This is a genomic window from Shewanella hafniensis (assembly GCF_019655335.1).
In the GTDB taxonomy this organism is placed as follows: Bacteria; Pseudomonadota; Gammaproteobacteria; order Enterobacterales; family Shewanellaceae; genus Shewanella; species Shewanella hafniensis.
In genome coordinates, this window is record NZ_BPFD01000009.1 from 44,344 (window position 1) to 68,226 (window position 23,883).

Consider the following 23,883-nt stretch of genomic DNA (forward strand, 5'->3'; position numbering starts at 1 on the left):
TTGAATACCCAATTCTAAGACTGGCACACGACACTATGGTGGTAACCAATCTTTAATAACTCTTCCAGGAATGCATTCACCTGGTGCTTTTCATCACTTTGATACATACGTACATTGGGATAATCATACACTGGGCGTAATTGGTAAATCTGTTGACCAGTTAACACTTCTGCTAATTTAGCATCATGATAAATTCTCACTAACACCTTGGGAGTATTGATAAACTCCTTGATTGCAATGGGGCGTGATATCTCAACTAATTGAGTATATTTGGTATTTTCTAAAATTCGCACTACTAATATACCAAACTCACCTTCGAGTCGCCATGACTCACCGATAGCTATCTCTAACGGTAACCATTTCAACATGTAGCCATAATTTCGCCCGCACAGTGCGAGAAAGTCACTGACATTGGGTTTATAGCGCCGTTTTAGACTCGAAGTAGCCAAATTCATCCCAACTTAAACCAGTTGTTGATAGTTTAATTGTAACCATTGTAATCCAATGACGGTCGACGCATTATCGATCTCGCCCGCAACCACACTATGATAAGCTTGCTCGCGGCTTAGGACATGCAATCGAATATCTTCGTGCTCTTCAGCTAATCCATGCAATCCTTGAGCGTCGTTCGAATCAACATCGGCCCAATAGAAATAAAAACGTTCTGTGCTGCCACCTGGGCTGGCGAGATAACTATTCACACTGTGCATTTGCTTAGCGACCAAACCGGTTTCTTCCATTAATTCGCGGTGCGCAACTTCCAGAGGCGTTTCTTCGGCTGCAATCATACCCGCGACCAACTCGAGAAGCCAAGGAGATTTAGTGGTTGCTAATGCAGGAAAACGTACCTGTTCGATAAGCACCACTTTATCTTGTCTGGCATCATAGGGTAGAACGACCACAGCATGACCCCGCTCAAACACTTCGCGGGTGACAGGTTTGCTCCAGCCGCCTGCAAACAATTTATGTTTAAAAGTGTATTCGTCCATTGAGAAAAAACCTTGATACAGGGATTTTTTTTCTAAGATCTCAATATCCGTTTGCGAAAAAACAGGGGGTTTCATACTCTATCCTTAAAAGTTGAATTTGCGCCTATAATCAAGGCAATTTGAGCACATTTTTAAAATAAAATCTGTTACACTTCGAATTTGACTTGAAAGTGTCAGAGTTCTTAGACTCTAGGTCATTAAGTTTTAGCTGTATCGGGAAGCGTCGGGAAGCGCAAACCGCCTTGGTAAAGGCATTACTTAGTCTAAACGAAGTTAAAATATTCCTCCGTGGGGGGATTTTGTCTAATAAGGACAGCAAATGAAATTTAAGATCCATAATTTATGCGCAGCATTAACACTTGCGGCTTCCGCTTCAGCGGTACAAGCAGATGATTTGTTGCAAATTTATCAACAAGCACTGACCAGCGACCCGCTCGTATTACAAGCCCAAGCCCAGCGTAATGGTTTATTTGAGAAAATCGAACAAAACCGTGCTCCGCTATTGCCAACCATTAGTGCAAACGTCGGTTATGACAAAGCTTGGAATGATCCTAAAGATGATTCAAGCGGTCTAGTGGGTAGCCTGAAATTAAATCAAGTGATTTATGATCATAGTGCTTGGGTCGGTTTAAGCCTTGCTGAGAAAGCCGCTTCTCAAGCTGATTCCGCCTATGCTTCAGCATTACAAAACTTGATTACTCGTATCACTACAGCCTATTTCAACGTATTAACGGCGAAAGATAACTACGAGTTCCAAGGTGCAGAAAAACGTGCGATCGAACGCCAACTTGAACAAACTAAACAACGTTTCGCTGTGGGTTTAACCGCCATTACCGATGTGCATGAAGCCCAAGCTCAATATGACTTAGCCTCAGCCACTGAAATTTTAGCTGAAAACACACTCGCTAATAGCTATGAAGCTTTACGTGAAATCACTGGCATCGATCACAAGACAATTAACGTGTTAGATACCAATCGTTTCTCGGCCGTAACGCCAGCGCCAACGTCGTCAAACGAATGGTTAAAGATTGCTGAAACCAATAGTGTCGATTTGATGACTCAACGTATCGGTAAAGATATCGCTCAAGAAACCATTAAGCTTTATCAAGCAGGCCACATGCCTTCTTTAAGCTTGAATGCAGGTTACAACAAAGGTCTTGAGCAAAAAACCGGTAATATCAATGAGCCTGACTTCGATAACGTCAGTGTGGGTGTCAACTTAAGCATTCCGATTTTCGAAGGCTTTAAAGTGAGCTCACAAGTTAATGAAGCACAATTTCAATATGTTGAAGCAAGTGAAAAACTTGAGCAAACTTACCGTGGTGTTGTGAAAAACGTCCGTAATAACTACAACAACGTAGGCGCTTCTATCAGCTCAATCAAGGCCTATGAACAGTCAGTTATTTCATCAGAAAGTGCATTGAAAGCCACTCAAGCGGGTTTCGAAGTGGGAACTCGTACTATCGTTGACGTACTGAACCGTACTCGTGACTTGTACGATTCAAAACGTAAATTATCCGATGCACGTTATAGCTACATCAACTCGGTCATTGCCTTGAAGCAAGCAGCGGGTACATTGAATGAAGATGACGTAATTGCCATCAACAATGGCTTAATTGCAGAGTAATCTCTTACCGTTAGCAGATTTAAAGTTGTTAGATGTAAAAAACCGCCGATAGGCGGTTTTTTATATTCAAACGCTACATCAACAGATTAGAAGTTTATTTCAACGCCTGCGAAGTAACCTTTAAATTTTGTATCGGCACTCACACCCGAGAAGTTACTCACGTCGAATAAAAACTCACGGTAGCCTAAACGTACACGGGTATCGACAGCCAAACCATCGAACTGCCAGCCTAAACCAATCGCATAATCGTGAACGCTTGATTCATTTACGCCCTGCATCAAATCAGCAAAACCGTACAAGCCTAAGCCAGGCATACCCACATGCGTACTGGCATAACCCATTACAATGCCGCTATCGACATCTTTCTCTTCAGGGTGACCAGGGTCTTGCACGCGCAGCGAGCCATTCATTAACTTGTAAGCAGCACCGAGATCCAATGACACTATGTCGTTATCCAATATTTCGTAATACAGCACGAAATCTGTGTTGCTTAGATCGGTATAAGCAGTCACATTACCTTTAAAATCATGACCATTGAAGTTGAAATCAGCACCAGACATGCTGCCTTTCTGATCTAAGCTATTTTCACGGATTTTAATATTAGGGACAAATGGCAATGGATGCTCAACCGCAATCCAGTAGCTACCTTGAGCCGATGAACTGTAATCAAATGATTGTTGTGGTTGACCTTTATCAGCAAAAGTACCGCTAGTATCGGCGCGCCAGTAGTCACCGCCAATTGTGAAACCGACCACAGTTGCCGCTTGGGCTGATGTGGCCATGCATAATCCTAATACCGCACTGGCGAGGAGAGTTTTTTTCATAATTAACCTTGAGATAGCAAGTTCGTTAAATCAATCACCGCGGCATTCGCACGGGATACATAGTTAGCCATAACCAATGAATGATTAGCGACTAAGCCAAAACCGCTGCCATTAAGCACAACAGGGCTCCAGACAGTTTGCTGAGTCGCCTCCAGTTCACGAATGATCTGTCTTAGGCTCACTTCAGCATTTTTCTTCTTTAAGACGTCGGCAAAATCGACTTCAACGGCGCGCATAAAGTTCAGCAAGGCCCATGAAGCACCACGACTCTCATAGAAAACATCATCAATTTTCCACCAACTGGTTTTTACCTGATGGCTGGTCAAATTTGGGGTTGATTGACGCGCCGCATTATCGCCGGCTAAATCGGTATTCAAACGCTCTTGGCCAACACTGGCCGATAAACGCTGCGACATGCTGCCCAGACGCTTCTGCACTTCTTTCAACCATTCATTGAGGTTGTCGGCGCGGGCATAAAACTGTGCATCTTGATTGTTAGGGTCCATCATGCGGGCACGGTACAGCTTCAGCAATTTAATGGCATCGCGGTATTCGCTTTCGGCACTTGGCACTAACCAGCTAGTGTGATCAATATTGAGCTTAGATTGGGCTTCGCCTAAATCTTTATCCGCTGCCGATTGTGACTGTGAGCGACTAAACTCTTTACGCATAATCAAGGCTAAATCGCGGGCTTGTTCTAATGCACCGTATTCAAATGCGGGCATGTTATCCATAAAGATAGAAGGTGGCATCACATCGTTTGATAACCAACCGCCTTGTTTATCCAGTAATGTTTCGACTGTGAGGATAAGCGAAGTGGTGGTTGCGTATCCGACCACATTTTTATCGGTAGCCGTTAATTGTTGAGGATTGATAGGATCGGGTTCGATACTCCACCATACACTCACGCCATAACCGATTAATACTAAAAATAAACCGACACCGGTAACTTTTTTCCATGTAATTTGCATCAAGCGACTCCTTAATGATGGTGATGATGCTCTTGCTCTGCGGCGTTTTCTGCTGCTTTACTCACAGGCAGTGTAATCGCCATTTTCTCGCCATCGTCAAACTCTAATTGCAGTTCAACCTGCTGCTCTAACACCAATGGCGCTTTTAAGCCGAGCAACATGACGTGATCCCCTGACGGCGTTAACGTTAATGCGCCATGGGATGGGATATCAAAACCTTCAACATGGCGCATCTTCACCATGCCTTGGTCTTCGATAATCGTGTGTAATTGGGCATCCTTTGCCACATTAGTACTGACGCCGATAAGACGAACCGCTTTATCTGTGTGGTTTTCAAGCGTAAAGTAAGCGGCAGTATTTGGTACTGTCTCAGGCATGGCGCGTACATGGCCTTCTGTCACTATCACACTCGCCAACGCTGAAAATGATGCACAAGATAAAACTAGACAATTAAACAACTGTTTGAATATTGGTTTCAATGTCTTAAACTCCATGTCTACCCAATGTCGTCGTAAAGGAAACAACCCATGAGTCATATACAGGTTCAGGATGATCAGGGCGTACGTATTATCAGCTTTAATCGCCCCGATAAACGCAATGCACTTGATCTTAATATGTATAAACAACTGACAGAATACCTGATCGAAGGTGAAGCAGACAACGACATTCGTGCCTTTATGCTCCATGGCCAAGATAATTGCTTCACCTCAGGCAATGATGTTGCAGACTTTTTGAAAAATAGTGACTTAGGGCCAAATCACCCCGCTGTACGTTTCTTATTTTGCCTGCTGGAACTCAAAAAACCGCTAGTTGCCGCCGTTTCTGGCGCCGCCGTCGGCATTGGCACTACCGTACTACTGCACTGCGATCTGGTATATGCCGATAACACGGCGAAGTTTCAACTGCCCTTCGTCAACTTGGCACTGGTGCCAGAAGCGGGGGCCAGCCTACTGTTACCTGAACTCGTGGGTTATCAAAAAGCGGCAGAGCTATTGCTACTCGGCGAAAGTTTTAATGCCGAGACGGCCCACAGACTCAATATGATCAACGAAATTGTGGCCCATGAAGATCTACTCAGTTATGCATTGTCTCAGGCTAAAAAGTTGGCAAATCAACCGCCACAAGCCCTACAAATCACACGTCAATTAATGCGTCCGCATAAAAATCGTGTACAACACCAAATGCATCAAGAATTAGAACAATTTAGCGCTAGGCTAAAAAGTGATGAGGCCAAGAGCAGATTTCAGGCTTTTTTGAAGAAGTAGTCTGCAAGCAGTATGCACATACATGTCGCATGAGGGTCACGGGCCCTCTTGTTAGTTGCCTTTAAAAATTAATTCAATTTTTCAATCAAGACAGCCTCAAATATAAGTATCACTGCGGGCTTAAACGGGTCTTTTCCATTGATCAACTAACAGTGCCAAAACAAAGTAAATCAACAAACTCACGCCAGGCATAAATACCGTCGCCCCAGCCCACACCACTCGAGTCCAAAAGCAAGACCACCCCAATTTCCATGCCATGCCAGCAGCAACACCACACACTAATCGCTCTGGGCTCTCCATACGTGCTTTTATTCGTTTCATCTCAAACCTCGGCTCAATTGATTGTAATTTATTTATCACTATGCCACTGAAACCAGCAAATAATGCCTGAAAACAACGCAAGACTAATTACAGGTAACAGTAGCAAAGTCATTAAAGGTGCTACAAACCACATAAGCAGACCCTCTACTTAGCGCTATATTCATCGGCACTTGCCGACTCACCTTCATTCTCAGCACTTAAGCTAAGTTGACTGTTGAAGTCATAAATACTTTCAGCGAGTTGTGCTTGCAATGACATAACAAACTCACGCTTAGCACTGACTAACATTTCTTGTGTTTGGGTAGTTAGCGTTTGCTCAATGGTGCCGACAACATCCGATATTGGCGCGGCTTCTGCGTGTACTGCAACGCTACCGACTAACGCACCTAATAACACACTCATTTGAACTGATTTTTTAATGGTTAACGTAAACATGATGGCATCCCTTTCGATTAATTAACTTGACGAAAGGAGTATTACAAACTGCGTGCCAACTTATAAAAATATTTTTAAAGTTATGATTTTAATCACTTTTAAAACATTTTACGTGGACAAGGTGAGATATGGGGATGGATTAGTAAATAACAAGTGGTGAAAAATACTACTCAAATTAGTAAATTTCACCATCTTTTAAGGTGAGTGGAAATTACTCTATAACTTCAGCCTGAATATTCTGAAAAGCCTGCTTTACCACTTCTATCCCAGCGCCATTTTTATGGGCATTCTCGCTCAAGTAACGACGCCACGCACGGGCACCCGGTAAGCCTTGGAATAACCCTATCATATGGCGAGTAATATGATTAAGTCGCCCACCCGACAGCAAATGTGCTTCGATATAAGGCAACATAGCCTCAATCACATCCTCACGGCTGATCACCGCCTTTTGGCTGCCACATAAAACTTGGTCTACCAGCGCCAGAATATAAGGATTCTGATAGGCCTCACGCCCCATCATCACGCCATCGAGCTGCGCTAAATGGAGTTGCGCTTGCTCGAGTGTAGTAACACCGCCATTAATGCCAATATTGAGCGCGGGATAATCGCGCTTGAGTTGATAGACACGCTCATAATCGAGCGGCGGGATCTCGCGATTCTCCTTCGGACTCAAGCCTTGAAGCCAAGCCTTACGGGCATGAATAGTAAAATCCGTACAGCCTTTTGCACTGACCACATCGATAAACTGGGTTAAAAACGCATAACTGTCTTGTTCATCAATCCCGATACGTGTCTTAACAGTCACAGGAATATCAACCACTTGCTTCATGGCATCAACGCACTCAGCCACCAACTCTGGTTCCGCCATCAAACACGCGCCAAAGCGACCATTCTGCACTCGATCGGAAGGACAACCCACATTGAGGTTCACTTCATCGTAGCCACGCTCAGCAGCAAGTTTAGCGCAACGCGCTAAATCGACAGGATTAGAGCCACCTAACTGCAACGCCAAAGGATGTTCTTCTTGATTATATGCCAAGTAGTCACCACGACCATGCAATATCGCCCCAGTCGTCACCATTTCCGTATACAACAAAGCATTAGCCGACATCAAACGCGCAAAATAACGGTAATGGCGGTCAGTCCAATCCAGCATGGGCGCAATGGAAAAGGTTCTATCGAGGGTTTTAGGCGCTAAACCTTGGTGTTGCTGGGTTTTATCTAAATTCATTACAATCCGAAAAGTTAATATTTTTGCTAATTTTTGTACGTTTTTGCATGTTTTGCATTGCTCGGGGAACCTATAGTGATCCACAATGGATTGGACTGAGGGGTTCGGGGAACCAAAAAACATGGCATCTTATAGCATTCAAAAACGCGAAAAAGCCGACGGTACTGTGCGGCATCGCTGCCTAGTTCGTGTAAAGAAAAACGGCAAAATATTATACACGGAGCAACGTACCTTTACCAAATATGCCGCTGCCGAGGCATGGGGTAAAGATCGGGTGATTGATATTGAGTCAAACGGGTTTGCTACTGAGGATACGGCTCCTATTACATTGGGCAGCATCATCAGCAAAGCCCTGACAGATGAAAACATCGACAGCAGCATTGGTCGTTCGAAGCGCTTTTGTTTACGGCTGTTATCGGATTGCGATATTGCTAAATTGAATCTGACTGATATTAAGCCGCACCACATCATCGACCACTGTAAATTGCGACGCAGTGCAGGCACAGGGCCATCTACTATTGCAGTTGATGTAAGCGTGATCCGATGGCTGCTACGAATCGCTAAATCAAATTTTGGGCATGAGGTTTCACAAATTTCGGTTATTGAGGCTTACGATGCACTGTATAGCCAAGACTTGATCGCTAAATCGGGGAAGCGTTCGCGCAGACCGACTACGGATGAGATTGAGAGGTTAAAAGTTGGATTAGCTGCAAGAGCAGATCAACGAGCTGCACACATCCCTTATATTGATTTGCTGGATTTCTCGATACTGAGTTGCATGCGTATTGGTGAGGTATGCCGGATAACGTGGGACGATGTGGATGAAGCACAAAAGGCCGTGATCGTTCGTGACCGTAAGGACCCGCGCAAAAAAGCAGGTAACCACATGTTGGTACCACTGTTGGGTGGGGCGTGGGAGATACTGCAAAAGCAGCCGAGGAATGATACGCGGGTTTTTCCCTATAACGAGCGCAGCGTTACTGCAGGGTTTCAGCGGGTGCGTAACGAATTAGGCATTGAAGATTTACGCTATCACGACCTAAGGCGTGAAGGTGCCAGCCGGCTATTTGAGAAGGGCTATAGCATTGATGAAGTGGCGCAGGTGACGGGACACAGGAATATCAATACACTGTGGCAAGTGTATACCGAGTTATTCCCTAAACGATTGCATGATAAGGATTGCTAACTACTTATTTTCAGCAACTTGCAGCGTATTGGTGGAGAGTAAATAGGCGGTTAATGACCCATTTAGTAATCAGCTAAAGCCTCGAAAAAGATATAAGTAACCACCTGTAATTACTTTAATTTTTCAAAAAGTACAAATTCTCACAAAAACCATAAAAAAAACACAATTAGGGTTGTGAACATGCTAATTTGTATATACAGTTTGTATATACAAACACGTTTAACTTGTGTATAGTTCGCGGCCTGGACACACTATGGAGGGTGTAAATTGCAGTTTTATATCTCAAGAGCCGTAAGGCAAAAACTTCATGAAAAACATCAAGTATCAGATAAAGAAATATTTGAATGTTTTTTCAATAGAACACATTCTTTCTTAACAGATACTAGAGAAGATCATCTCACAGACCCCATAACTAAATGGTTTATTTCAGAAACTGACTTAGGTAGGCAATTAAAAGTTTGTTTTATTGAAAGAGGAGTTGAAAGTATTGAGATCAAAACTGCTTATGAGCCATCAACAACAAATGCTATTAATGTTTACTATAAAATAGCAAAAGAGTGTTAATTTCTTTTTTTACCAAAAAAACAAAGACTTAATCTAGATTGATTAATACGGTCATTGTTGAATTACAGAAATTAATCGAGACTAAAAGTGATTAGGAGTAAAGCCATGAGTAACAAGACTCAAAAAATAGAAGGCACAGCATCTAACTGGGAAAATGAATTGCTTGGTAATGATGAGCAATTTGCAGTGATTGCTGAAGATGTTACTTCAGAGTCTGTTGACGATATGCTTGCCTTGCAAATGATTTCTATCAGACTGCAAAAGTCTATGATTCAAGATTTAAAAGATATAGCAAAAGCAAATAAACTCGGAGGATACCAACCTCTGATAAGACGAGTTTTAGAAAGATTCGTCGAAGCTGAAATGAAAGCAATTGCTAGAGAAGCAATGGCAAACACATCAGAAACGGAAGTTTCATACGATAAAGAACGTGCTATCGCCTGCTGATAAATAGCTGGCATCGAACGATAAAAGCCCGCATGCGCGGGCTTTTTTTATACATCTATCTCCACAAATGGCAAGTCGGGTGCTGTTCCTAGCACCCTGCCATCTTGTACATAGATGTGATCGCCAACCGTTCCTGAGCCAATGGCGCGGATAGTGTGGCCGCTGGCGCTGCTGGCTGTCACAGTGCCATCGGCGTTTACGACAGCTACAGTCATGATCATCCGTGGCAATACTAACGCTGTTTGAAGTTGTTTAAGCATGGTGCCTCGCTGGCTGTTAGCAGGGTTACGCGATTGAGCGGATCACTGTAATGGATTGTTCGATATCGATATCACCGCGATCACTGACGCTGGCACGGATGCTCCAACTGTCACACGTTCCTTTAAAGACTTCGGCGCCTTCACGAATACCAATCAACATGCCAGGCGTTGCGGGTGGCAAGTCAACCATGACGGGCAAGGATAGTGTGACGTTGAGCTTGTCGCCTGTATCTGCCAGTGCATTGGTGCCAGCGATGCGAGCCGCTTGGTTATCGACGATCAACTGAGCACTAATATCAGCGGCAGGAATATTGCCCGCGCTGCCGGTGCGTTTCACCTTGGCGCTAATCCCCTGTTGTTCACCCCGCAACCACACTACATCACACAATGGATTGCGGGAGACTGATTCGCTGTAATTGGTGATCACGGCATCATGCACTGTTAGGTCCGGTACCGCTGTTGTCATTTCCCAAGGCACGGTTGGCCAGCGCGGAATGATCGTCAATTTGCGGGTGGCATCATCCGCTAAGATCATGCAGCCCAATTGGCTTGCTGCTTCGTTAATTGCGTCAATCGGTGACTTGTTACCCACGCTGAACGCGCCTGCTGGTACGCTAAAATCTGGTATCCCGCTTAGCTCTGCTGTCCAGCCTGTGTTTTGCAACAGATCACCGATAATACCGCCAAGGCTGCGCAAGACAGTGTTGGTGTAGCTGATAGGCAATCGATAAGGCGATGACAGCTCTGCGGCGCGTGATCGGCCTGTGCTGCTGTGAGTTTCAATCCCGAAGGCTTTGCTGGTGCTTGGCTGCTCGGCAATGGCATAAAACTCATAACCGTTGATGGTGATCAGCAATAGCTCATTGTGGGCGCGCTGCGCATCGATACGGCTTGAGAACTCAAGGCTAACCGACCTCGCCCACTGTCCACGGCTTTGGCTAATGCTACAACTTACGATCACAATCGGTAAACTGTCTGATACTCGCACGCATGTGATCGTTGGCTGCATTAAGTAGTACCTACGGATTTGGGGTTCAATCGGGATTTTAAAATCGATATTGGGTAACGGTGGGTTAGCATCAATCAGGCCGCCGCCATCGTCCCAGTAGCAATAGTTCGGTGAGGCAGTGAACCGTAAAACAATTGGGTTTGATTGTGTAGATAATGACTCATTGAACCTAAGCGTGACCTTACCTACTGGTGGTCGGTATTTGGTTGAACAAACCCAGCGCGGTTCGTGGAAGCCCCATTTAATCGACTTTTCATCATCGACCACAATGCCACTGTACTGAATAATCAATAGGCTTTCTTGTTCTTGACCATCTATCCATGCGACTGCAGTGTGTAACTGGTGCGCGGCAATATCCAGCCAGTTGATTGAGGATTTTATTTGATGCTCATCGGGTACAACCCAGTTAACACTTAATGTAATTTGGTGATCAATTGGCAGCGACCAATTAACGCTGGTGTCAGTTCGAACTTCATCATTATTCAGCCAATGGATCTGTGATAGCGAATCATTAGCTACATTTGAAGCCCACGCTGAACTGATATTAACTTCACTTGAGTTGTAGTTTAGCCAAGGTGACTCGATTTTTGATTCAATATCAATAGCTAACTCGGTTAACAGTAATGATTGCTCAACTTCATCCAGTGCAAACCAACCGATGCCACACTCGATGCCAAATGAATTATCAACTGGGATGATATTGACGGTGTTGGTGACAACGACAGTTACAGGGATGATGATTGCAACACCTAACTTTATATCAGATGTTTCGCCACCAAAGCGCAGGGTAATAGGTGAGACAGTAGCAGTCCACGGTTTAGTGAATCGCAGGATAATTGCCATGTGCTAAATCTCAATATACGTGGTGTTGGCTCGCAATACAAAGTTGCTTGGTTCTGTTATCACCTGTGATGCAATTTCTTGCGACAGTACGAATACAGATTCATTCCAGTAACTCACATGGGTGATGATTGTTGGCTCACCTATTAAGATACTTACATCACCCACCAATATAATGCGACCATTAATAGGTGAACCAAATGCCACAACCCCGCGAGGCACATCAATTTCACCTGTAAGACCATCAGCGCCTGGGTCAGCAGAGTGCAAGTTCACATGAGTGATAGTTAGCGCACCAAGCATGGCGTTTTTTGTAGTAGTGCTTATCAAATAAATGCCCTCGGATCAACCAGTTCACCCAACACCCCATCCGTAAATTTACAATCATAAACCTCATCATCATCCACTATGCCAATTAATAATTTTTCAGTAACAGCATATTTCTCTGGCAAAACAATTCGAACCGGATTATTTGCACCAATAACCATATTAACTAAATTAGCAAGTGATATGCGTTCAAAAATGACAAGGCGATTTGATTCAGAGTCTACATCCACCTCAATCAAGGCGATATAACGCCTAGGTACAGTCAATACTTTGGTATTAAATATTCTAGTCATACCAGCTATCCAGTTTAATCATTGTGGTAACACCGTATTCGCTCGGTACGCAATAATAATCAACCCCATTAGCGTTATAGATAGTCGGCCAGGGTTGATCACTGAATAAACAGCATGACAATCTAAACAAACCGGGTAACTTACCACGTACAAACGGGCGAGTGAGACTGTTAGCCTGTGTTTTGTTATAGTAATCTAGGTCATATGGGTTTCCACCACCACGGATAATCACGTCCTGCAACATTATTGGCACCCCTGTGGATTCGGGGGTGCCTGCGTTTTTTTGCCAATCAGTACCTGCGGCAGCAACAAATCCATGACCGATTTTATATTCTGCGTATTGACCAGAATTATCTAAATCATAAAATCGATTTGCCCACCAACCATTATCAGATGCGCCAATAGATTCGTTTTTAGTTCCAGACGTATCTGAACTATTCAAATTGTTACACACACTCGTCATTGCAAACGGATCTGGTGCAAAAAATGAATCTATCTCCCCAACCCAAATACACTGACCATTAATTAGTGATATTTCACGAGCATTGTTATTTGCACCAATCCGCCATGTTTGAAAATAAAACCCTTTTGATGTGCCAATTAAAATCCATGCATTCTCATTCGAGCCCGGTTGGAAAAACTTGAAATTCCCAAGTTTTGATAGCGTTGATGGTGGCGTAAACTCACTACCAGTAAGAAAATACATAGACGCATAGCTTGAGACTGAATTGGATCCAATACGCGCAAACCCCGTCGCTCCCGCTGTACTGAACGTAATACGTTCACCGACAATTTCCTCAGCTATTCCCCACCCTAGTGGAGACTTTGAGCCATAGCCTTCAACAAGGCATTTTTTTATTACATTCAATATGCCAGAACGAAACATAGTTGTAATATTCGGTGCGCCAGCGTCATCCCAACGATAAACAGTTACTGGTAATCCCATTCCTCTCTCCTAAAATCAGCTTATTAAGATTCGTTGCCACGGAACGCGAGCACGGCACGGTCGGTGGTGATTTGACTGTGACCGCTTTGCACTGTGCGCAATAGCATCACGGGTTTACTCGCGGCATAACTCATAAACCGAATGGCCTCGCCTGCTTGCCAGCCGCCACCAAATGCGCCGGAACGAATAATAAAGTACGGCTGCAGGGTTAGCGGGTTAACGGGGGCAAAGTCATTAAGCGTGTCGCCAGTGGCAATTTGACCGAGGCGGCGACCAACACAACGGAATGCGGTTGCTGAGGTGAAGATCAACACCCAGTCCTCGTTTACTGCCGTGTCGTTACGTACCTCAATTGGGAAATCAACAGTATTCATGTTGCCTGTGGCAGGTGAACCATCAAGATCCCAATTGTTAGCCCATGCCGTCATATCCCGCACTGTGCCGATACGGGCCTGTAAGTCTCCCAAATTTTGCACACTCGATACATTGGCACCAATGGGATAGCTTTGGCTCAGAGGGGCAGCGAGGATTAAGGCTTGCTCTTGTACGTCTGTCACTAGCGCAATTTCGCCAATGGTATCGGTGAGAATGAATGGCGCGGTAAAGCCCGTAAAATCGCTATTGAGAGTGACAACACCTGTTGCTTTAACCCATGTGTAATGGGTATTAGCCAGCGTCCAAAGTGATTTACCCTCAGCATCGGTAATATCAACAAAGCGCGCATTGGCGCGAGCGTTGTAGGTTTGGGCTGGCGCAGGACTGCTTACCACTTGTAATTCAGTATGCTGTACAGATACGGTATTCCAAGCAGTAAACGCATTCACCACACCGCCGTTCTTAATCCGTAATGGATTAAGGCCATACAGTTCTGGTGGTGGTGATAGTGTGACAGTCTCACTAATGTCATAGCGCAGCGTGGTTAAATCTACAGCTTGGCTAAAGGTGAGCTGCACATTTGCATCCGTGATATTGCCGTTAATACCTAAGCCGGTGATCACACCTGCGTTGTCACTTGAGCCCGATAACAGGGTGTCACCTGCAGCGTTGCTAATGGTGACATAAAAGGTGTCATAAATTGGGCTATCGGTGGCTAACGCAAAGCTGACGGTATTAGCTGAGGACGTCGATTCCTCAATCAAACAGTCATAATGCACAGTGAAGTCACCACGGGCATCAAGGAACTTAGTGACTGCGCCAGTATGGTAGTCAAGCTGTACCAAACGCACACCACCACTGACGAAGTTACCGCTAGACGTTTCTATCATGCTCACGCTGCCATGGGCAGTGTTTAAGAATGTCAGCACCATTTTAGTGGTACCGAGTGATATCTTTTTAAAATCAGGAAATGCGGTTTCGCTGCTATACACTCCATATTTTGCAGCGGAGACGTATTCAATTGTCAGCGTATCGACACCTGGTAAGTTAGAGGTGGTATTGGCTGTGACTGTTGTCCCTGTGACGCTGATATTCCAATAGGAAAAATTTGAGGCCGTCAGGCGCGGCTTAAAACCCAGTACCTCATTAACAAAGTCATTATCTAAAATATCTGGCACATCAAAAATGTAAGTGTACTGACCATAAATATAAGGTTGAGAAACATTGTTTTTGATAACGGTACTTGGCACGTCACCACTGCCACCCTCAACAATACTTTTACCTGTGAGTGGATTAACCGTTTTTACTTTTGGCAGCAATTCAGTTTGCGTTGATTCAACAGCCAAAGTGTTGGTTGTTGAGGCCGCAGTAAGTTTGGTTACGCCATGATATTTAATGCCATCGTTATCACTGGTGTAGCGTAACTTAGTGCAGCCCGACTCACCGTTGATTGTTATATCGTAGTTAGGTGTGATAAACGGAATGGCAGGTTTAAACTTCACTATGCCTGTGGGACCACCAGTGACCGTTTCTTGAATTTGGCAGAAATGCTCAAACCGTGGGTAAAGTGCACTTTCGGCGCCAGGATACTCAACAGAAATAACAACGGTTTGTCCCTGCAGTAATGTGACGTTCGACCAATACTCAGTGCCATTAAATAGATAACTAGATTGCAGATATGACTTAGGAAACGTGTCTTGCCCTTCCAAAAAGCCAATCAAGCGATTGCGGATCAACTGGCCAGCACGAACGGAAGATTCTAGAATCTCAACCATATCGGTCATTCGGTCAGCATCATCAAGCGTGGCGGCCTCGGCGATCAACAAACTGACCAGATCATCGGTTGGCTTTTTGCTGATAAACACATGACCATCGAGCAAAATCGATGTATCAGGGGTGTCTAGTGCAGGGTAACACTTCACAATATCAACCGCAGATTGCGCGTGATCTATGTCAGAAATAGCGCGAAACAGTTCGTTAAGCTTGCCAGACTCAACCGCCAGCTTAGTACGTTGTCCACCCGCATCATCACTTGAGCCCAATTGCTCAGGTTTAAATACTTTTAAATCTAAACGGGAAATAGTCATAAACGGCCTATAAAGTCAGAAACTTAAGAACCACGTTAGTGAGCTTTTCAAACCCGCCAACTTCGTCAAATAAATCTTCACCCGTTATGGGTGAGCCTGCAGTGTTATCCCAAACCACGTTGTAACTGGTGCCTTCATAGGCCAACGTGAAGGCGGTTAACGTAATGGCGGCATGGGCTTTTAATTGTTCAAACTCAGTGCGCAGCATCCATCCCGATTTGGTGCCTAACTCCATGGCAATACCGGCTGGAATAATGGTTTGCTGCACCAAAGGCGCACCGTTTAAGGCACGCTTCATATTGGCCGCAACGCGGGGCGTGTTGTCGCGGTTTAGCCACAGCAAATCCACCGCGATATCGATGCTATCGATGGTTGTCATAGGGACCTTTAATTAAATGGGACGAATAACAGGATTGGCTAACCGCCAACCGATTGCAGACGTTTGATCTCGTTCATCAATTCGGTGACTAGGCTGCGCTTCATTTGGGCATTAAACGTGCTGTTACCCACCTGCAGTTGCAGCACTTGCATGTCTGAAGTGTTAGCCACAGATTGCGTGCTGGTTTGGGTATTGACTTGCGTGTTAACGGTTGCGGTTGCTTGAGTTTGAGCCGCAGTCTTAGCCGTTACAGCACTGGCTTCGGCTTGCTTCTTCGCCTCGGCGGCACTTTGCTTATCGGCGGCTTGCTGAGTTTTAATTTCGGCAGTGCGGAACTCATAAACTTGCTTTAGCGTTCGCTCTGCTTCATGTAAATCGGCAATAAGCTGCTTATCGCCTGTACGTTCAGCAGCGGCGAGTTGCTCTTTAAGATCGGCGACTTGTTCCTGATAGCGGCGTTTTTCTATTTCATCTTGGCGGCCAAGGTAGCCATCAAGCTCATCCTGCAGCGACTTAAGCGTAGACTCGGCACTATCGCGCAGAGAGTCCATGCGCTGTTTGGCGCTGGCCAGTGCAGAAGTGAGCAAAGACATATCTTGATCATTCACTAGATCAAGCGCTTTAGTTGCTCGTGTTGCGCTGTTGATAATACTAAGATTTGCTTTATCGGTATTATCGAGCGCATCCACTAGATTAAGCAGTTCAAGCTTTTGGCGGTAATAGGCACGTTCGGCAATCTTGCCGGCTTTCTCGGTTTCAAGTGCCCAGGTGCGAAGCCCGACAAAATCAACCGTTTTAGCCAACGTGTTATCAAGCTCATAGATAACACCCGTTAAACGTTCTATTTCGTTTTCGACTTGGCCAAGATCACCAAACTCCTTTTTCACGTTCTGCACACCATAAACAATGGTGTTGAAGTAACGCGCAGCACCATCACTTAAGGCTTTAACGTTGTCATAAACGGCGGTACCAATATCGGCAAAGTATTGAGCAATAGACTGCAAGCCCACTCCTGCTTGCTCTGCTGACTTAACAACAGTATCCATAGTATTAGATATGGTGGTGCCGATTTCTGTAGAACCCTTTTGTACATTATCAGCCGTTTGTTGAGTGTTATCACCTAGGCCAGATTGCGCATCTTTTAAACGCTTATACTGTTCAATAAGCGTATCAAGATCTTTGCCTAACCCTAACGCTGCGGCTTGTTGACGAATACTGGCATCGACTTGCTCATCACTTGCCCCCGCCGCTTGAATCGCAACTTTGGCGTATTCAAGAAAGGCTTTATTAAGATCTTCAGTAGAAGCTTCACCATCCTTTGCTTTTTGCACCATAGTTTCAAAGGTTTCTTTAGCCGCCTTTTCTTGTGCTTTTAAACCTTCGACCGTTTTTCTTGTCGCAGCAGTATGTGCCAACTCTAAATCTTTAGTGGTGACCTTTTGTCCTTTTTGCGCTTCTTTTACAGCATCGGTAGCTTTTTCAAGTTTTACTTGAGCAGACTTATAGTCCTCAACTGAAGCTTGCCCACGAGAAAAAGCAACCCGAACACCCGCGAGCTCACGCTCTGCCGTTTCGCGCTGTTCAATCAAACCATTAATGGTGATGTTTTTAAGATTTTCGGTAGAAGTAGCAAGTCCATCTTGCTTTTGTTTTAGCTCGTCCTGTACTTGCCCAAGTCGAAGCGTAGAGTTTTCAAGCGCAATCTGGGCGGCATCAAGCTCGGCAACAGTCGTAGTGCCAACACTTTGCAAGTCGCTATAATGCTTTTTAGCCGCTTTGGTTCGTTCTTCCCATGTGAGCACTAAAGCCGCAGTACGTTCAACATCTGCTTGAGCATCATTAACGTTTTGTTGCTGTAACTCCCTTTTTAAATCCAGCTCTGTCTTTATAGACTCTTTAACTTTTACAGAATCTTCAGCTTGCTTTTTAGCAAGTTCATCGGCGGTTAATAATGCATCAGCCTGCGCTTTTGAAAGCTCTTGAGTCGCTTTACTCGCATCATCTTGTGCTTTTTTATATTGTTCAGCAGAGGCTTTACCCGTGATAAATGCTTCACGTACTTTTGTTAATGCCTCTTGCGCTAACTGATTTTGTTCCTCTTTTAAAACTTGTGTCGCAAAGCCAAGTTTAGTATTTGCATCAGCCAAGCCTGTCGTTGTTTTTTCCTGCGCAGATTGCGCATCACTCAAACCTTTTAATGTATCAACCAGTAATTTTTGAGCAGTTGCGACATCTTCAGCAGAAGACTTCCCCGCATTGCGCACTGCATTGAAATGATCTTCTGCCGCAGTTTTGCGAGATAACCACAACTCGACTTCTCGTTTGGCTTGCTCACTTGCCAATTCGGCGGCTTGTTTCTCACCTTCACGAGCAGTAGCTTGCAGACTCATCTGCTCTAAAATAGCTGACTGAATTATATTTGAATTTTTAACTTGAGTTTCTGCAGTCTTATCTGAGTCCTGCCGAATATCAAACCCCATCTGCTTAAGAGATGCTGCAACGTCTTTTGAGTCTTGTTCGACTTGGTTAATTAAACCTTTGGATATTGAAAGAAAGCCATCTGCAACTGACTGAAAGAAATTTGATAACTTATTGTCGCCAAAAACACTAAGTATTTTAGCCATTAACTGAGGGAATAATGACAGTAAACCCGCAGAAGCCGCCCCAATAAGCGAAAAACCAGCAGTAATTCCATTGAATACTAACCTGATACTACCCGCCACCACATTAAGCCCAGTAGCAAAGGCAGTAATGTTTTCCAACATGCCTTTAAGGCTTTCGCCACCATCCTTTAGAATGCTGGAAAAGAAATCGCTGATATCCTGCGCGGCTTGTTTTATTTTTCCGTTCTTATTTAATTCATCAAACTTAGTATTGAGGTCTTTAAGTAGATCAACAGCAACTTGATAAGCCCCAGAATCAGCAATGATCTGCTTAAACTCAGTCCATTTATTCGAAATTAAATTAATCTGACCGCCAAGGCGTTCAAGACTCAGCGCAGCTTGACCATTGGCTTGCTTGCCCATTTCGTCAAACAGTTGCTGCATCACATCACGGCCAAGCTTACCCGCCTCACTCAGCTTGCTTAACTCGAGCGTATTTTTACCTGTGACTTTTTGCAGTAAATCCCACACGGGCACGCCGCGTTCTACCAACTGCAGGATTTCTTCACCTTGAAATTTTTGTTTAGCCCACGCTTGGCCGACCGCAAGAATAATGCCCTCTAAATCCTCCTGACTACCGCCAAGCTTAGCGTTGTAATCAACCATCGATTGCAAGGCCCCATTCATGGGGTCGATGCCAAAGGTCTTTAACTTAGCAAAGGCAAGTTTGGCACCTTCTAACTCGGTACCTGTGCGGTTAGCAAAATCCTTAATCCACGCCGTTGCTTGCTCACCTGCAGCAATGCTGCCCATCATGGCCGTCATTTGGGCGCTAAAGGCTTTGGCTTTATCGCCTGCGGTAAGGATTGATTTTAAACTATCCCATAGCCTATCGACGCCCACATACGCGCTAGCCATAGCAATGAGTGAGCCCGTGGCGGCTTTAATGCTACCGCCAAAATCACTCGATGATTTTTTGCTTTCATCGAGCAATTTATTGTGGCGAGCAAGCTTATCGTTTACGCCCTTTAGCGCAATTTCAGCGGCGGCTTCTTGGGTCTTTAAGTCTTTGCTGGCATCAGCCAGCTTGTTCATATCAATACCGGCTTTATTCAGCACGGTTTGTTGTTTGTCTAACTCCGCCTTGTTGCGGCCAAGGCTAGAGCCGAGTTGATTTAACTCAGTGCGCGCGCCCTTAACCTTAAGCGCATACTCGGCCTTTTTCTGGCCAGCCTGATCAACTTCGCTACTTAATTGCTTAAGCTCAATGCGTTCTTGCTCAAGCTCAGTCGCCAGTTGGTTGGCACTGGTTGCAGTATTTTTTTGCGCCGTTTCGAGTTGTTGTAAATCGGCATTCGCAGCAGCAAGGGCTTGCGCTTGGTCTTTACTGGCCTGAGCGCCTTTATCTTGCGTTGCGGTTAAGCGCTCAACCTCAGCGCGAGCGGTAGCAAGCTGAGCATCGTATTTACTAAGTTCGGCAACCGTTTGGCTGTATTCAGCTTCGAGTTTAGCCGTTGAGCTAGCCGCCTCAATTTGTGACTTTTCAAGCTTTTTTGCCTCAGCGGTGGCTTGTTTTTGCTCTTGCTTTAATTTCTCCAGCGCTTGGGCGTTATCGACATAATTACGCTCGCCTTTTTTAATGGCCGCACTTAATGAATCAATGGCTTTGATCGCTTCTTGCTGCTGCTTAAGATCATCAAGTTGCTCGTTGAGCTTTTCGCTTTGTAGCCCAAGATCTTGTAAAGCTTTCTCGGACTTTTCGGCTTCGCTTGAGAACAAGTCGCGGCCTTGGATGATGAGATTGATGACTTGATCTTTAAAACTCATGGCTTGGCCTCTAGTAGAAATAAAACGCGCGCACGAAAACGCCTGTGATCGAAATGTCTCGACCACAACCAATTAGTTTGTAAACTCAGGGATTAGGTGGGTTGGATAAGGCACATAATGGTGGCCGCTTCCTGTGGCGGTAGTGCGAACCTTGTTCAGCCCACCGCTTTAAATCAGTTAACTGATAAGTAAAATTGACAAACGCGCCTTAGCGGGGCGATACTATTTCGGCATTGGCAAAATCCACTGCCGAGATTGACCTCTCGCAATACACAGGCGCAGTAATGTCGCCAGCCTAGTGCTGGTTTTTTATTGCGTGACTTGGCGCACCACTTCTATGGTGAGCTGGGTGGGAGCACTTCGGTGCGCCGTTCCTGTGACGGTAAGGTCAATCCTGTTCAGCTCATCACCAAACAATTGACCTTGTTTTGTGATGATTACTCTCGATCACAGGAGTGTCACCCATGAACCTACAACAGCCTAAAAACACCCCCGCACAACTGGTATTCATTAACGGCCAGCAAACCATTACTAGCTCGCTGATCGTTGCCGATTATTTTGGCAAAATGCATAAAAATGTTTTGCGTAAAATTGAAGAGATCCTTGTTGAGGCTCCCAGCGAATTTACATCAGCTCATTTTCGAGCCAACGTGCAAAATCAACAAGTTGGCACTGCAACACGCGATTTAAAGTGTTACCAACTGACCAAAGACGGCTTTATGTTTTTAGTCATGGGGTTTACGGGTGCCAAAGCCGCCGAACTCAAGATTAACTTCATTAATGCCTTTAACGAAGCCCAAGCCCGCCTCTCCCGCACCCAAAGCCCGTTTGAACGTCAACGCATGTTATTTACATGGGAAGGCGGTAAAATTGTCAGCTCGCAGCCCATCGATGATGATCAGTTTGTCACTCGGCGCGATAAGCTGGTCAACTATATCCGCGAACCACGCTTTTTATCCCTTGAGCAGTTAATCGAAATTAGCGAAGCCGCTAACCAACAAATCGCCTGTATCGCACGCATTGGCCGCGAGCAAGCACGGCTAGGGTAAAGCGACAGTTAAACGCCCATAAAAAATGGCTACCGTTGGGTAGCCATTTTTTGTTTGCACTGTTGTCTGACTTAGCAGTATTGCTAACTCATTAAGATCTCTACGCCCTGTTTTTTGACGATATTTAGCAACTTTAATGCGGGGCCATCGGGGTGTCGCTTACCTTGCTCCCACTTTTGTACGCTTGATAACGATACATTTAAATATTGTGCAAACACAGGCTGGCTTACCTTGTTACTCGTACGCAACTCTTTTATGTCAGCGGCAGAAAACTCTGCTAGCTCAGGTAAGCAAAGCGCGTCAAACTTGCGCATGGTTTCTGGCGGCATGAGACCAGATGCATGTAACCCTTGGGCGGTATTATGTAATGACTTAAGTAAGCGGCTCATTTCTTATTACCTCGTATAACTCTTTATCTTTTATTGCTTTAGCTAACTGAGTGTTGTTGTAACTCAATAATAATTTAGCTAATTCTAACAGCACGGCTTTTTCGGTTTTAGTAATATTATCGCGTTCATTTTTAGCAAAACCAAACATGTAAAAAGCTTTGTCTTCAGAGCGAAACGCAATCAATGTCCTAAAACCACTGCTTTTACCCTGATTCAGCCTAGGTACCCGTTTTTTGACCACGCAGCCACCCAGTTTGGCATCGATTAAACCGTTATCCATTTCGGTAACTGCTAGTATTAATGCTGTATCTTCAAGGCCTTCATCATTTGCCCATGATGTAAATTCTGCGGTTTTAAATATGCGCCCCACTATTATTCCTAACTGTAGCACTATGTCCTATAAAAACATATTAGCACCGAGAGGAGATATGTACAATAACTAGGCTAGCCCAAACGAAATGGGCTGGCCTAGTAACAACCTAATTTTATGCTGCGCTACGGACGAAGAACTTAGACTTACCCGTGGCAACGATTGAGCTGTCAGCGAGTACAGCACCTTCAATATCGAAGCTACCGTAATCGGTACCGATCAAGTCTAAGCCTGATGTGGGTGTGGGCTTCCACTTATAAAACTTCAGCATCCACGGTTTACCGGTTGAGTCGTTAATACCGTCAACAACCACACTGACCGTTTTGCCTGATTCCGTTAATGCCTGCAACGCATTACCCGCTTGGCTGGTGTAGCCAATGGTTAATGTTTGGCCTGCTGTAATGGCGCCAGTCGATAACGCGCGGATACCTGCGGCACTGACAACATAATCTTCATCAAGTACATAAGTCACATCACCCGCTTCATTTTTAACAACAGGGGCGATACTGGTATCAATCATTTTTGCGGTTTGCGCTAAGCCATCGAGCACAGCGATAATTTCTTCATCTGCAACGGGTGTTGCAGTTAATACATCAATCTTACCGCGCATAGCTAACGCTAAGTTTTCGTTATTAAAATCGTAAAAGGTTGAACTTAATTTTACGGATTTAATCAACGTGACTTCATCGGCATAACCCCCACCACCACGGTAGTTGGGCAAGGATTTGGTTTCTTGTTCGATAGCGAGCTTTACGCCGCTCACGTTGCCACAGTCACGGCCATCGATATAGACGATCGCTGAGCCGATGTAACTTTCGGTTACTATTTCACTCATAGTGAGTCTCCAAATTTAACGGTATTAACAAGGGATAGGGTGAACACCGCTAGGCCGTGTTCTTCATGGGCTTCGGGCATGATGTACTTGCAGGGCTCAGTCTCTTTAAAGCTGATCACCGAGGGTAACCAGCTAGGTTTTTCAGGGAAGCGTTCATCTTTATAAAAGGCTTCACGGATAGCGCGCACGAGGTTGATTAGCTCACTGGTTGGTTGCGGATTTTTAGCGAGTTTTACGCCAGCAACCACTTGCAGCACTAGATCATCCTTATATTTATCAATGCCATTTTTAGCGTCAAAGGCATCGGTATACGGCTGCAAAAAGATGAATTTGCTTTCTTTGGCAATGGACTGCACATAAAAACCTTCACGCACAGTGGCGCCGTCAACCAGCGCGAGGCGGTCTAAGATTGCTTGGATCATGGAGTTGCCTCT

26 protein-coding genes are annotated in these 23,883 nt (G+C 44.9%); 6 read left to right on the plus strand and 20 right to left on the minus strand.

The window, feature by feature from the left end; all coding sequences use genetic code 11:
* Window positions 1-14 precede the first annotated feature (14 nt).
* Together K5Q99_RS04680 and nudF are read right to left on the minus strand one after the other, a co-directional pair.
* Window positions 15-455 (minus strand): DUF1249 domain-containing protein, encoded by a 441-nt coding sequence (locus K5Q99_RS04680; RefSeq protein ID WP_063882262.1) that lies wholly within the window; start codon window positions 453-455, stop codon window positions 15-17.
* A gap of 6 nt (window positions 456-461) precedes the next feature.
* Entirely contained in the window at window positions 462-1,064 is a 603-nt protein-coding gene (nudF, locus tag K5Q99_RS04685; RefSeq protein ID WP_106649491.1) for an ADP-ribose diphosphatase, read from the minus strand.
* A gap of 244 nt (window positions 1,065-1,308) precedes the next feature.
* Between nudF and tolC the strand changes: the two genes are divergently transcribed.
* Window positions 1,309-2,616 (plus strand): outer membrane channel protein TolC, encoded by a 1,308-nt coding sequence (gene tolC / locus K5Q99_RS04690; protein WP_006083027.1) that lies wholly within the window; start codon window positions 1,309-1,311, stop codon window positions 2,614-2,616.
* 86 nt (window positions 2,617-2,702) lie between these two features.
* Here tolC and K5Q99_RS04695 read toward each other — a convergent pair whose 3' ends face one another.
* Genes K5Q99_RS04695 through K5Q99_RS04705 form a run of 3 tightly spaced genes read right to left on the minus strand, consistent with a single transcriptional unit; the run spans window position 2,703 to window position 4,905 of the window.
* On the minus strand, window positions 2,703-3,440 hold the full coding sequence (locus tag K5Q99_RS04695) for a TIGR04219 family outer membrane beta-barrel protein (protein ID WP_220776178.1): 738 nt from the start codon (window positions 3,438-3,440) through the stop codon (window positions 2,703-2,705).
* Between the two features lie 2 nt (window positions 3,441-3,442).
* Window positions 3,443-4,411, minus strand: coding sequence for a DUF2333 family protein (locus tag K5Q99_RS04700; RefSeq protein WP_220776179.1), 969 nt, complete (start codon window positions 4,409-4,411; stop codon window positions 3,443-3,445).
* Window positions 4,412-4,422: 11 nt separating this feature from the next.
* Window positions 4,423-4,905, minus strand: coding sequence for a copper chaperone PCu(A)C (locus K5Q99_RS04705; protein ID WP_220592032.1), 483 nt, complete (start codon window positions 4,903-4,905; stop codon window positions 4,423-4,425).
* Window positions 4,906-4,938: 33 nt separating this feature from the next.
* Between K5Q99_RS04705 and K5Q99_RS04710 the strand changes: the two genes are divergently transcribed.
* Window positions 4,939-5,676, plus strand: a complete 738-nt coding sequence (locus K5Q99_RS04710; protein WP_006083031.1) for an enoyl-CoA hydratase — start codon at window positions 4,939-4,941, stop codon at window positions 5,674-5,676.
* A gap of 120 nt (window positions 5,677-5,796) precedes the next feature.
* Here K5Q99_RS04710 and K5Q99_RS04715 read toward each other — a convergent pair whose 3' ends face one another.
* From K5Q99_RS04715 to dusA, 3 genes are all read right to left on the minus strand, one after another.
* A complete protein-coding gene (locus K5Q99_RS04715) occupies window positions 5,797-5,997 on the minus strand; it encodes a PspC domain-containing protein (protein WP_220776180.1) in 201 nt (66 codons plus the stop codon).
* 144 nt (window positions 5,998-6,141) lie between these two features.
* Window positions 6,142-6,432 (minus strand): hypothetical protein, encoded by a 291-nt coding sequence (locus K5Q99_RS04720; protein ID WP_220776181.1) that lies wholly within the window; start codon window positions 6,430-6,432, stop codon window positions 6,142-6,144.
* Window positions 6,433-6,643: 211 nt separating this feature from the next.
* The gene (dusA, locus tag K5Q99_RS04725) at window positions 6,644-7,663 is read right to left on the minus strand and encodes a tRNA dihydrouridine(20/20a) synthase DusA (protein WP_220776182.1); all 1,020 of its coding nucleotides are present in this window, start codon (window positions 7,661-7,663) and stop codon (window positions 6,644-6,646) included.
* A gap of 121 nt (window positions 7,664-7,784) precedes the next feature.
* Between dusA and K5Q99_RS04730 the strand changes: the two genes are divergently transcribed.
* The 3 genes from K5Q99_RS04730 to K5Q99_RS04740 all read left to right on the plus strand — a co-directional run bounded on the left by K5Q99_RS04730 (window position 7,785) and on the right by K5Q99_RS04740 (window position 9,860).
* Window positions 7,785-8,849, plus strand: a complete 1,065-nt coding sequence (locus tag K5Q99_RS04730) for a tyrosine-type recombinase/integrase (protein WP_220776183.1) — start codon at window positions 7,785-7,787, stop codon at window positions 8,847-8,849.
* Between the two features lie 267 nt (window positions 8,850-9,116).
* A complete protein-coding gene (locus tag K5Q99_RS04735) occupies window positions 9,117-9,413 on the plus strand; it encodes a hypothetical protein (protein ID WP_012586823.1) in 297 nt (98 codons plus the stop codon).
* A gap of 105 nt (window positions 9,414-9,518) precedes the next feature.
* Window positions 9,519-9,860: a hypothetical protein gene (locus tag K5Q99_RS04740; RefSeq protein WP_012586822.1), complete on the plus strand. Its 342-nt coding sequence runs from the start codon at window positions 9,519-9,521 to the stop codon at window positions 9,858-9,860.
* A gap of 47 nt (window positions 9,861-9,907) precedes the next feature.
* On the opposite strand, the gene K5Q99_RS04745 is transcribed toward K5Q99_RS04740, so the two are convergent.
* From K5Q99_RS04745 to K5Q99_RS04780, 8 genes are read right to left on the minus strand one after another with little or no spacing between them, the layout of a single operon-like run.
* Complete coding sequence (locus K5Q99_RS04745; protein WP_220776184.1) at window positions 9,908-10,120, minus strand: hypothetical protein; 213 nt, start codon at window positions 10,118-10,120, stop codon at window positions 9,908-9,910.
* A 25-nt stretch (window positions 10,121-10,145) separates the two neighbouring features.
* The gene (locus K5Q99_RS04750) at window positions 10,146-11,972 is read right to left on the minus strand and encodes a hypothetical protein (protein WP_220776185.1); all 1,827 of its coding nucleotides are present in this window, start codon (window positions 11,970-11,972) and stop codon (window positions 10,146-10,148) included.
* Window positions 11,973-11,975: 3 nt separating this feature from the next.
* Window positions 11,976-12,299: a hypothetical protein gene (locus K5Q99_RS04755; protein ID WP_220776186.1), complete on the minus strand. Its 324-nt coding sequence runs from the start codon at window positions 12,297-12,299 to the stop codon at window positions 11,976-11,978.
* A complete protein-coding gene (locus K5Q99_RS04760) occupies window positions 12,296-12,589 on the minus strand; it encodes a hypothetical protein (RefSeq protein ID WP_220776187.1) in 294 nt (97 codons plus the stop codon). Before K5Q99_RS04760 ends, K5Q99_RS04755 begins: the two co-directional genes overlap by 4 nt.
* On the minus strand, window positions 12,582-13,535 hold the full coding sequence (locus K5Q99_RS04765) for a hypothetical protein (RefSeq protein ID WP_220776188.1): 954 nt from the start codon (window positions 13,533-13,535) through the stop codon (window positions 12,582-12,584). Before K5Q99_RS04765 ends, K5Q99_RS04760 begins: the two co-directional genes overlap by 8 nt.
* Window positions 13,536-13,558: 23 nt before the next feature.
* Window positions 13,559-15,997, minus strand: coding sequence for a hypothetical protein (locus K5Q99_RS04770; protein ID WP_220776189.1), 2,439 nt, complete (start codon window positions 15,995-15,997; stop codon window positions 13,559-13,561).
* Between the two features lie 7 nt (window positions 15,998-16,004).
* On the minus strand, window positions 16,005-16,376 hold the full coding sequence (locus tag K5Q99_RS04775) for a hypothetical protein (RefSeq protein WP_106649478.1): 372 nt from the start codon (window positions 16,374-16,376) through the stop codon (window positions 16,005-16,007).
* A 38-nt stretch (window positions 16,377-16,414) separates the two neighbouring features.
* A complete protein-coding gene (locus tag K5Q99_RS04780; protein ID WP_220776190.1) occupies window positions 16,415-20,806 on the minus strand; it encodes a tape measure protein in 4,392 nt (1,463 codons plus the stop codon).
* Window positions 20,807-21,270: 464 nt separating this feature from the next.
* Between K5Q99_RS04780 and K5Q99_RS04785 the strand changes: the two genes are divergently transcribed.
* Window positions 21,271-21,855 (plus strand): Rha family transcriptional regulator, encoded by a 585-nt coding sequence (locus K5Q99_RS04785; RefSeq protein WP_220776191.1) that lies wholly within the window; start codon window positions 21,271-21,273, stop codon window positions 21,853-21,855.
* 83 nt (window positions 21,856-21,938) lie between these two features.
* On the opposite strand, the gene K5Q99_RS04790 is transcribed toward K5Q99_RS04785, so the two are convergent.
* The 4 genes from K5Q99_RS04790 to K5Q99_RS04805 all read right to left on the minus strand — a co-directional run bounded on the left by K5Q99_RS04790 (window position 21,939) and on the right by K5Q99_RS04805 (window position 23,871).
* Window positions 21,939-22,244, minus strand: coding sequence for a helix-turn-helix domain-containing protein (locus K5Q99_RS04790; RefSeq protein WP_012088290.1), 306 nt, complete (start codon window positions 22,242-22,244; stop codon window positions 21,939-21,941).
* Window positions 22,228-22,614, minus strand: coding sequence for a type II toxin-antitoxin system RelE/ParE family toxin (locus tag K5Q99_RS04795; protein ID WP_106649475.1), 387 nt, complete (start codon window positions 22,612-22,614; stop codon window positions 22,228-22,230). Before K5Q99_RS04795 ends, K5Q99_RS04790 begins: the two co-directional genes overlap by 17 nt.
* A gap of 115 nt (window positions 22,615-22,729) precedes the next feature.
* Window positions 22,730-23,449, minus strand: a complete 720-nt coding sequence (locus tag K5Q99_RS04800; RefSeq protein WP_220776192.1) for a phage tail tube protein — start codon at window positions 23,447-23,449, stop codon at window positions 22,730-22,732.
* Window positions 23,446-23,871 carry a hypothetical protein gene (locus tag K5Q99_RS04805; protein WP_220776193.1) on the minus strand — a complete coding sequence of 142 codons (426 nt, stop codon included), beginning with the start codon at window positions 23,869-23,871 and terminating at the stop codon, window positions 23,446-23,448. The genes K5Q99_RS04800 and K5Q99_RS04805 overlap by 4 nt, the downstream gene beginning before the upstream one ends.
* Window positions 23,872-23,883: the final 12 nt, after the last annotated feature.

Coding starts and splice junctions, on each gene's coding strand:
- K5Q99_RS04775 (WP_106649478.1), bottom strand. CDS start 16,376: ATGACAACCATCGATAGCATCGATATCGCGGTGGATTTGCTGTGGCTA.
- K5Q99_RS04700 (WP_220776179.1), bottom strand. CDS start 4,411: ATGCAAATTACATGGAAAAAAGTTACCGGTGTCGGTTTATTTTTAGTA.
- tolC (WP_006083027.1), top strand. CDS start 1,309: ATGAAATTTAAGATCCATAATTTATGCGCAGCATTAACACTTGCGGCT.
- K5Q99_RS04715 (WP_220776180.1), bottom strand. CDS start 5,997: ATGAAACGAATAAAAGCACGTATGGAGAGCCCAGAGCGATTAGTGTGT.
- K5Q99_RS04745 (WP_220776184.1), bottom strand. CDS start 10,120: ATGCTTAAACAACTTCAAACAGCGTTAGTATTGCCACGGATGATCATG.
- K5Q99_RS04680 (WP_063882262.1), bottom strand. CDS start 455: ATGAATTTGGCTACTTCGAGTCTAAAACGGCGCTATAAACCCAATGTC.
- K5Q99_RS04780 (WP_220776190.1), bottom strand. CDS start 20,806: ATGAGTTTTAAAGATCAAGTCATCAATCTCATCATCCAAGGCCGCGAC.
- K5Q99_RS04765 (WP_220776188.1), bottom strand. CDS start 13,535: ATGGGATTACCAGTAACTGTTTATCGTTGGGATGACGCTGGCGCACCG.
- K5Q99_RS04770 (WP_220776189.1), bottom strand. CDS start 15,997: ATGACTATTTCCCGTTTAGATTTAAAAGTATTTAAACCTGAGCAATTG.
- K5Q99_RS04805 (WP_220776193.1), bottom strand. CDS start 23,871: ATGATCCAAGCAATCTTAGACCGCCTCGCGCTGGTTGACGGCGCCACT.
- K5Q99_RS04740 (WP_012586822.1), top strand. CDS start 9,519: ATGAGTAACAAGACTCAAAAAATAGAAGGCACAGCATCTAACTGGGAA.
- K5Q99_RS04790 (WP_012088290.1), bottom strand. CDS start 22,244: ATGAGCCGCTTACTTAAGTCATTACATAATACCGCCCAAGGGTTACAT.
- K5Q99_RS04785 (WP_220776191.1), top strand. CDS start 21,271: ATGAACCTACAACAGCCTAAAAACACCCCCGCACAACTGGTATTCATT.
- K5Q99_RS04695 (WP_220776178.1), bottom strand. CDS start 3,440: ATGAAAAAAACTCTCCTCGCCAGTGCGGTATTAGGATTATGCATGGCC.
- K5Q99_RS04800 (WP_220776192.1), bottom strand. CDS start 23,449: ATGAGTGAAATAGTAACCGAAAGTTACATCGGCTCAGCGATCGTCTAT.
- K5Q99_RS04710 (WP_006083031.1), top strand. CDS start 4,939: ATGAGTCATATACAGGTTCAGGATGATCAGGGCGTACGTATTATCAGC.
- K5Q99_RS04720 (WP_220776181.1), bottom strand. CDS start 6,432: ATGTTTACGTTAACCATTAAAAAATCAGTTCAAATGAGTGTGTTATTA.
- nudF (WP_106649491.1), bottom strand. CDS start 1,064: ATGAAACCCCCTGTTTTTTCGCAAACGGATATTGAGATCTTAGAAAAA.
- K5Q99_RS04760 (WP_220776187.1), bottom strand. CDS start 12,589: ATGACTAGAATATTTAATACCAAAGTATTGACTGTACCTAGGCGTTAT.
- K5Q99_RS04730 (WP_220776183.1), top strand. CDS start 7,785: ATGGCATCTTATAGCATTCAAAAACGCGAAAAAGCCGACGGTACTGTG.
- K5Q99_RS04750 (WP_220776185.1), bottom strand. CDS start 11,972: ATGGCAATTATCCTGCGATTCACTAAACCGTGGACTGCTACTGTCTCA.
- K5Q99_RS04705 (WP_220592032.1), bottom strand. CDS start 4,905: ATGGAGTTTAAGACATTGAAACCAATATTCAAACAGTTGTTTAATTGT.
- dusA (WP_220776182.1), bottom strand. CDS start 7,663: ATGAATTTAGATAAAACCCAGCAACACCAAGGTTTAGCGCCTAAAACC.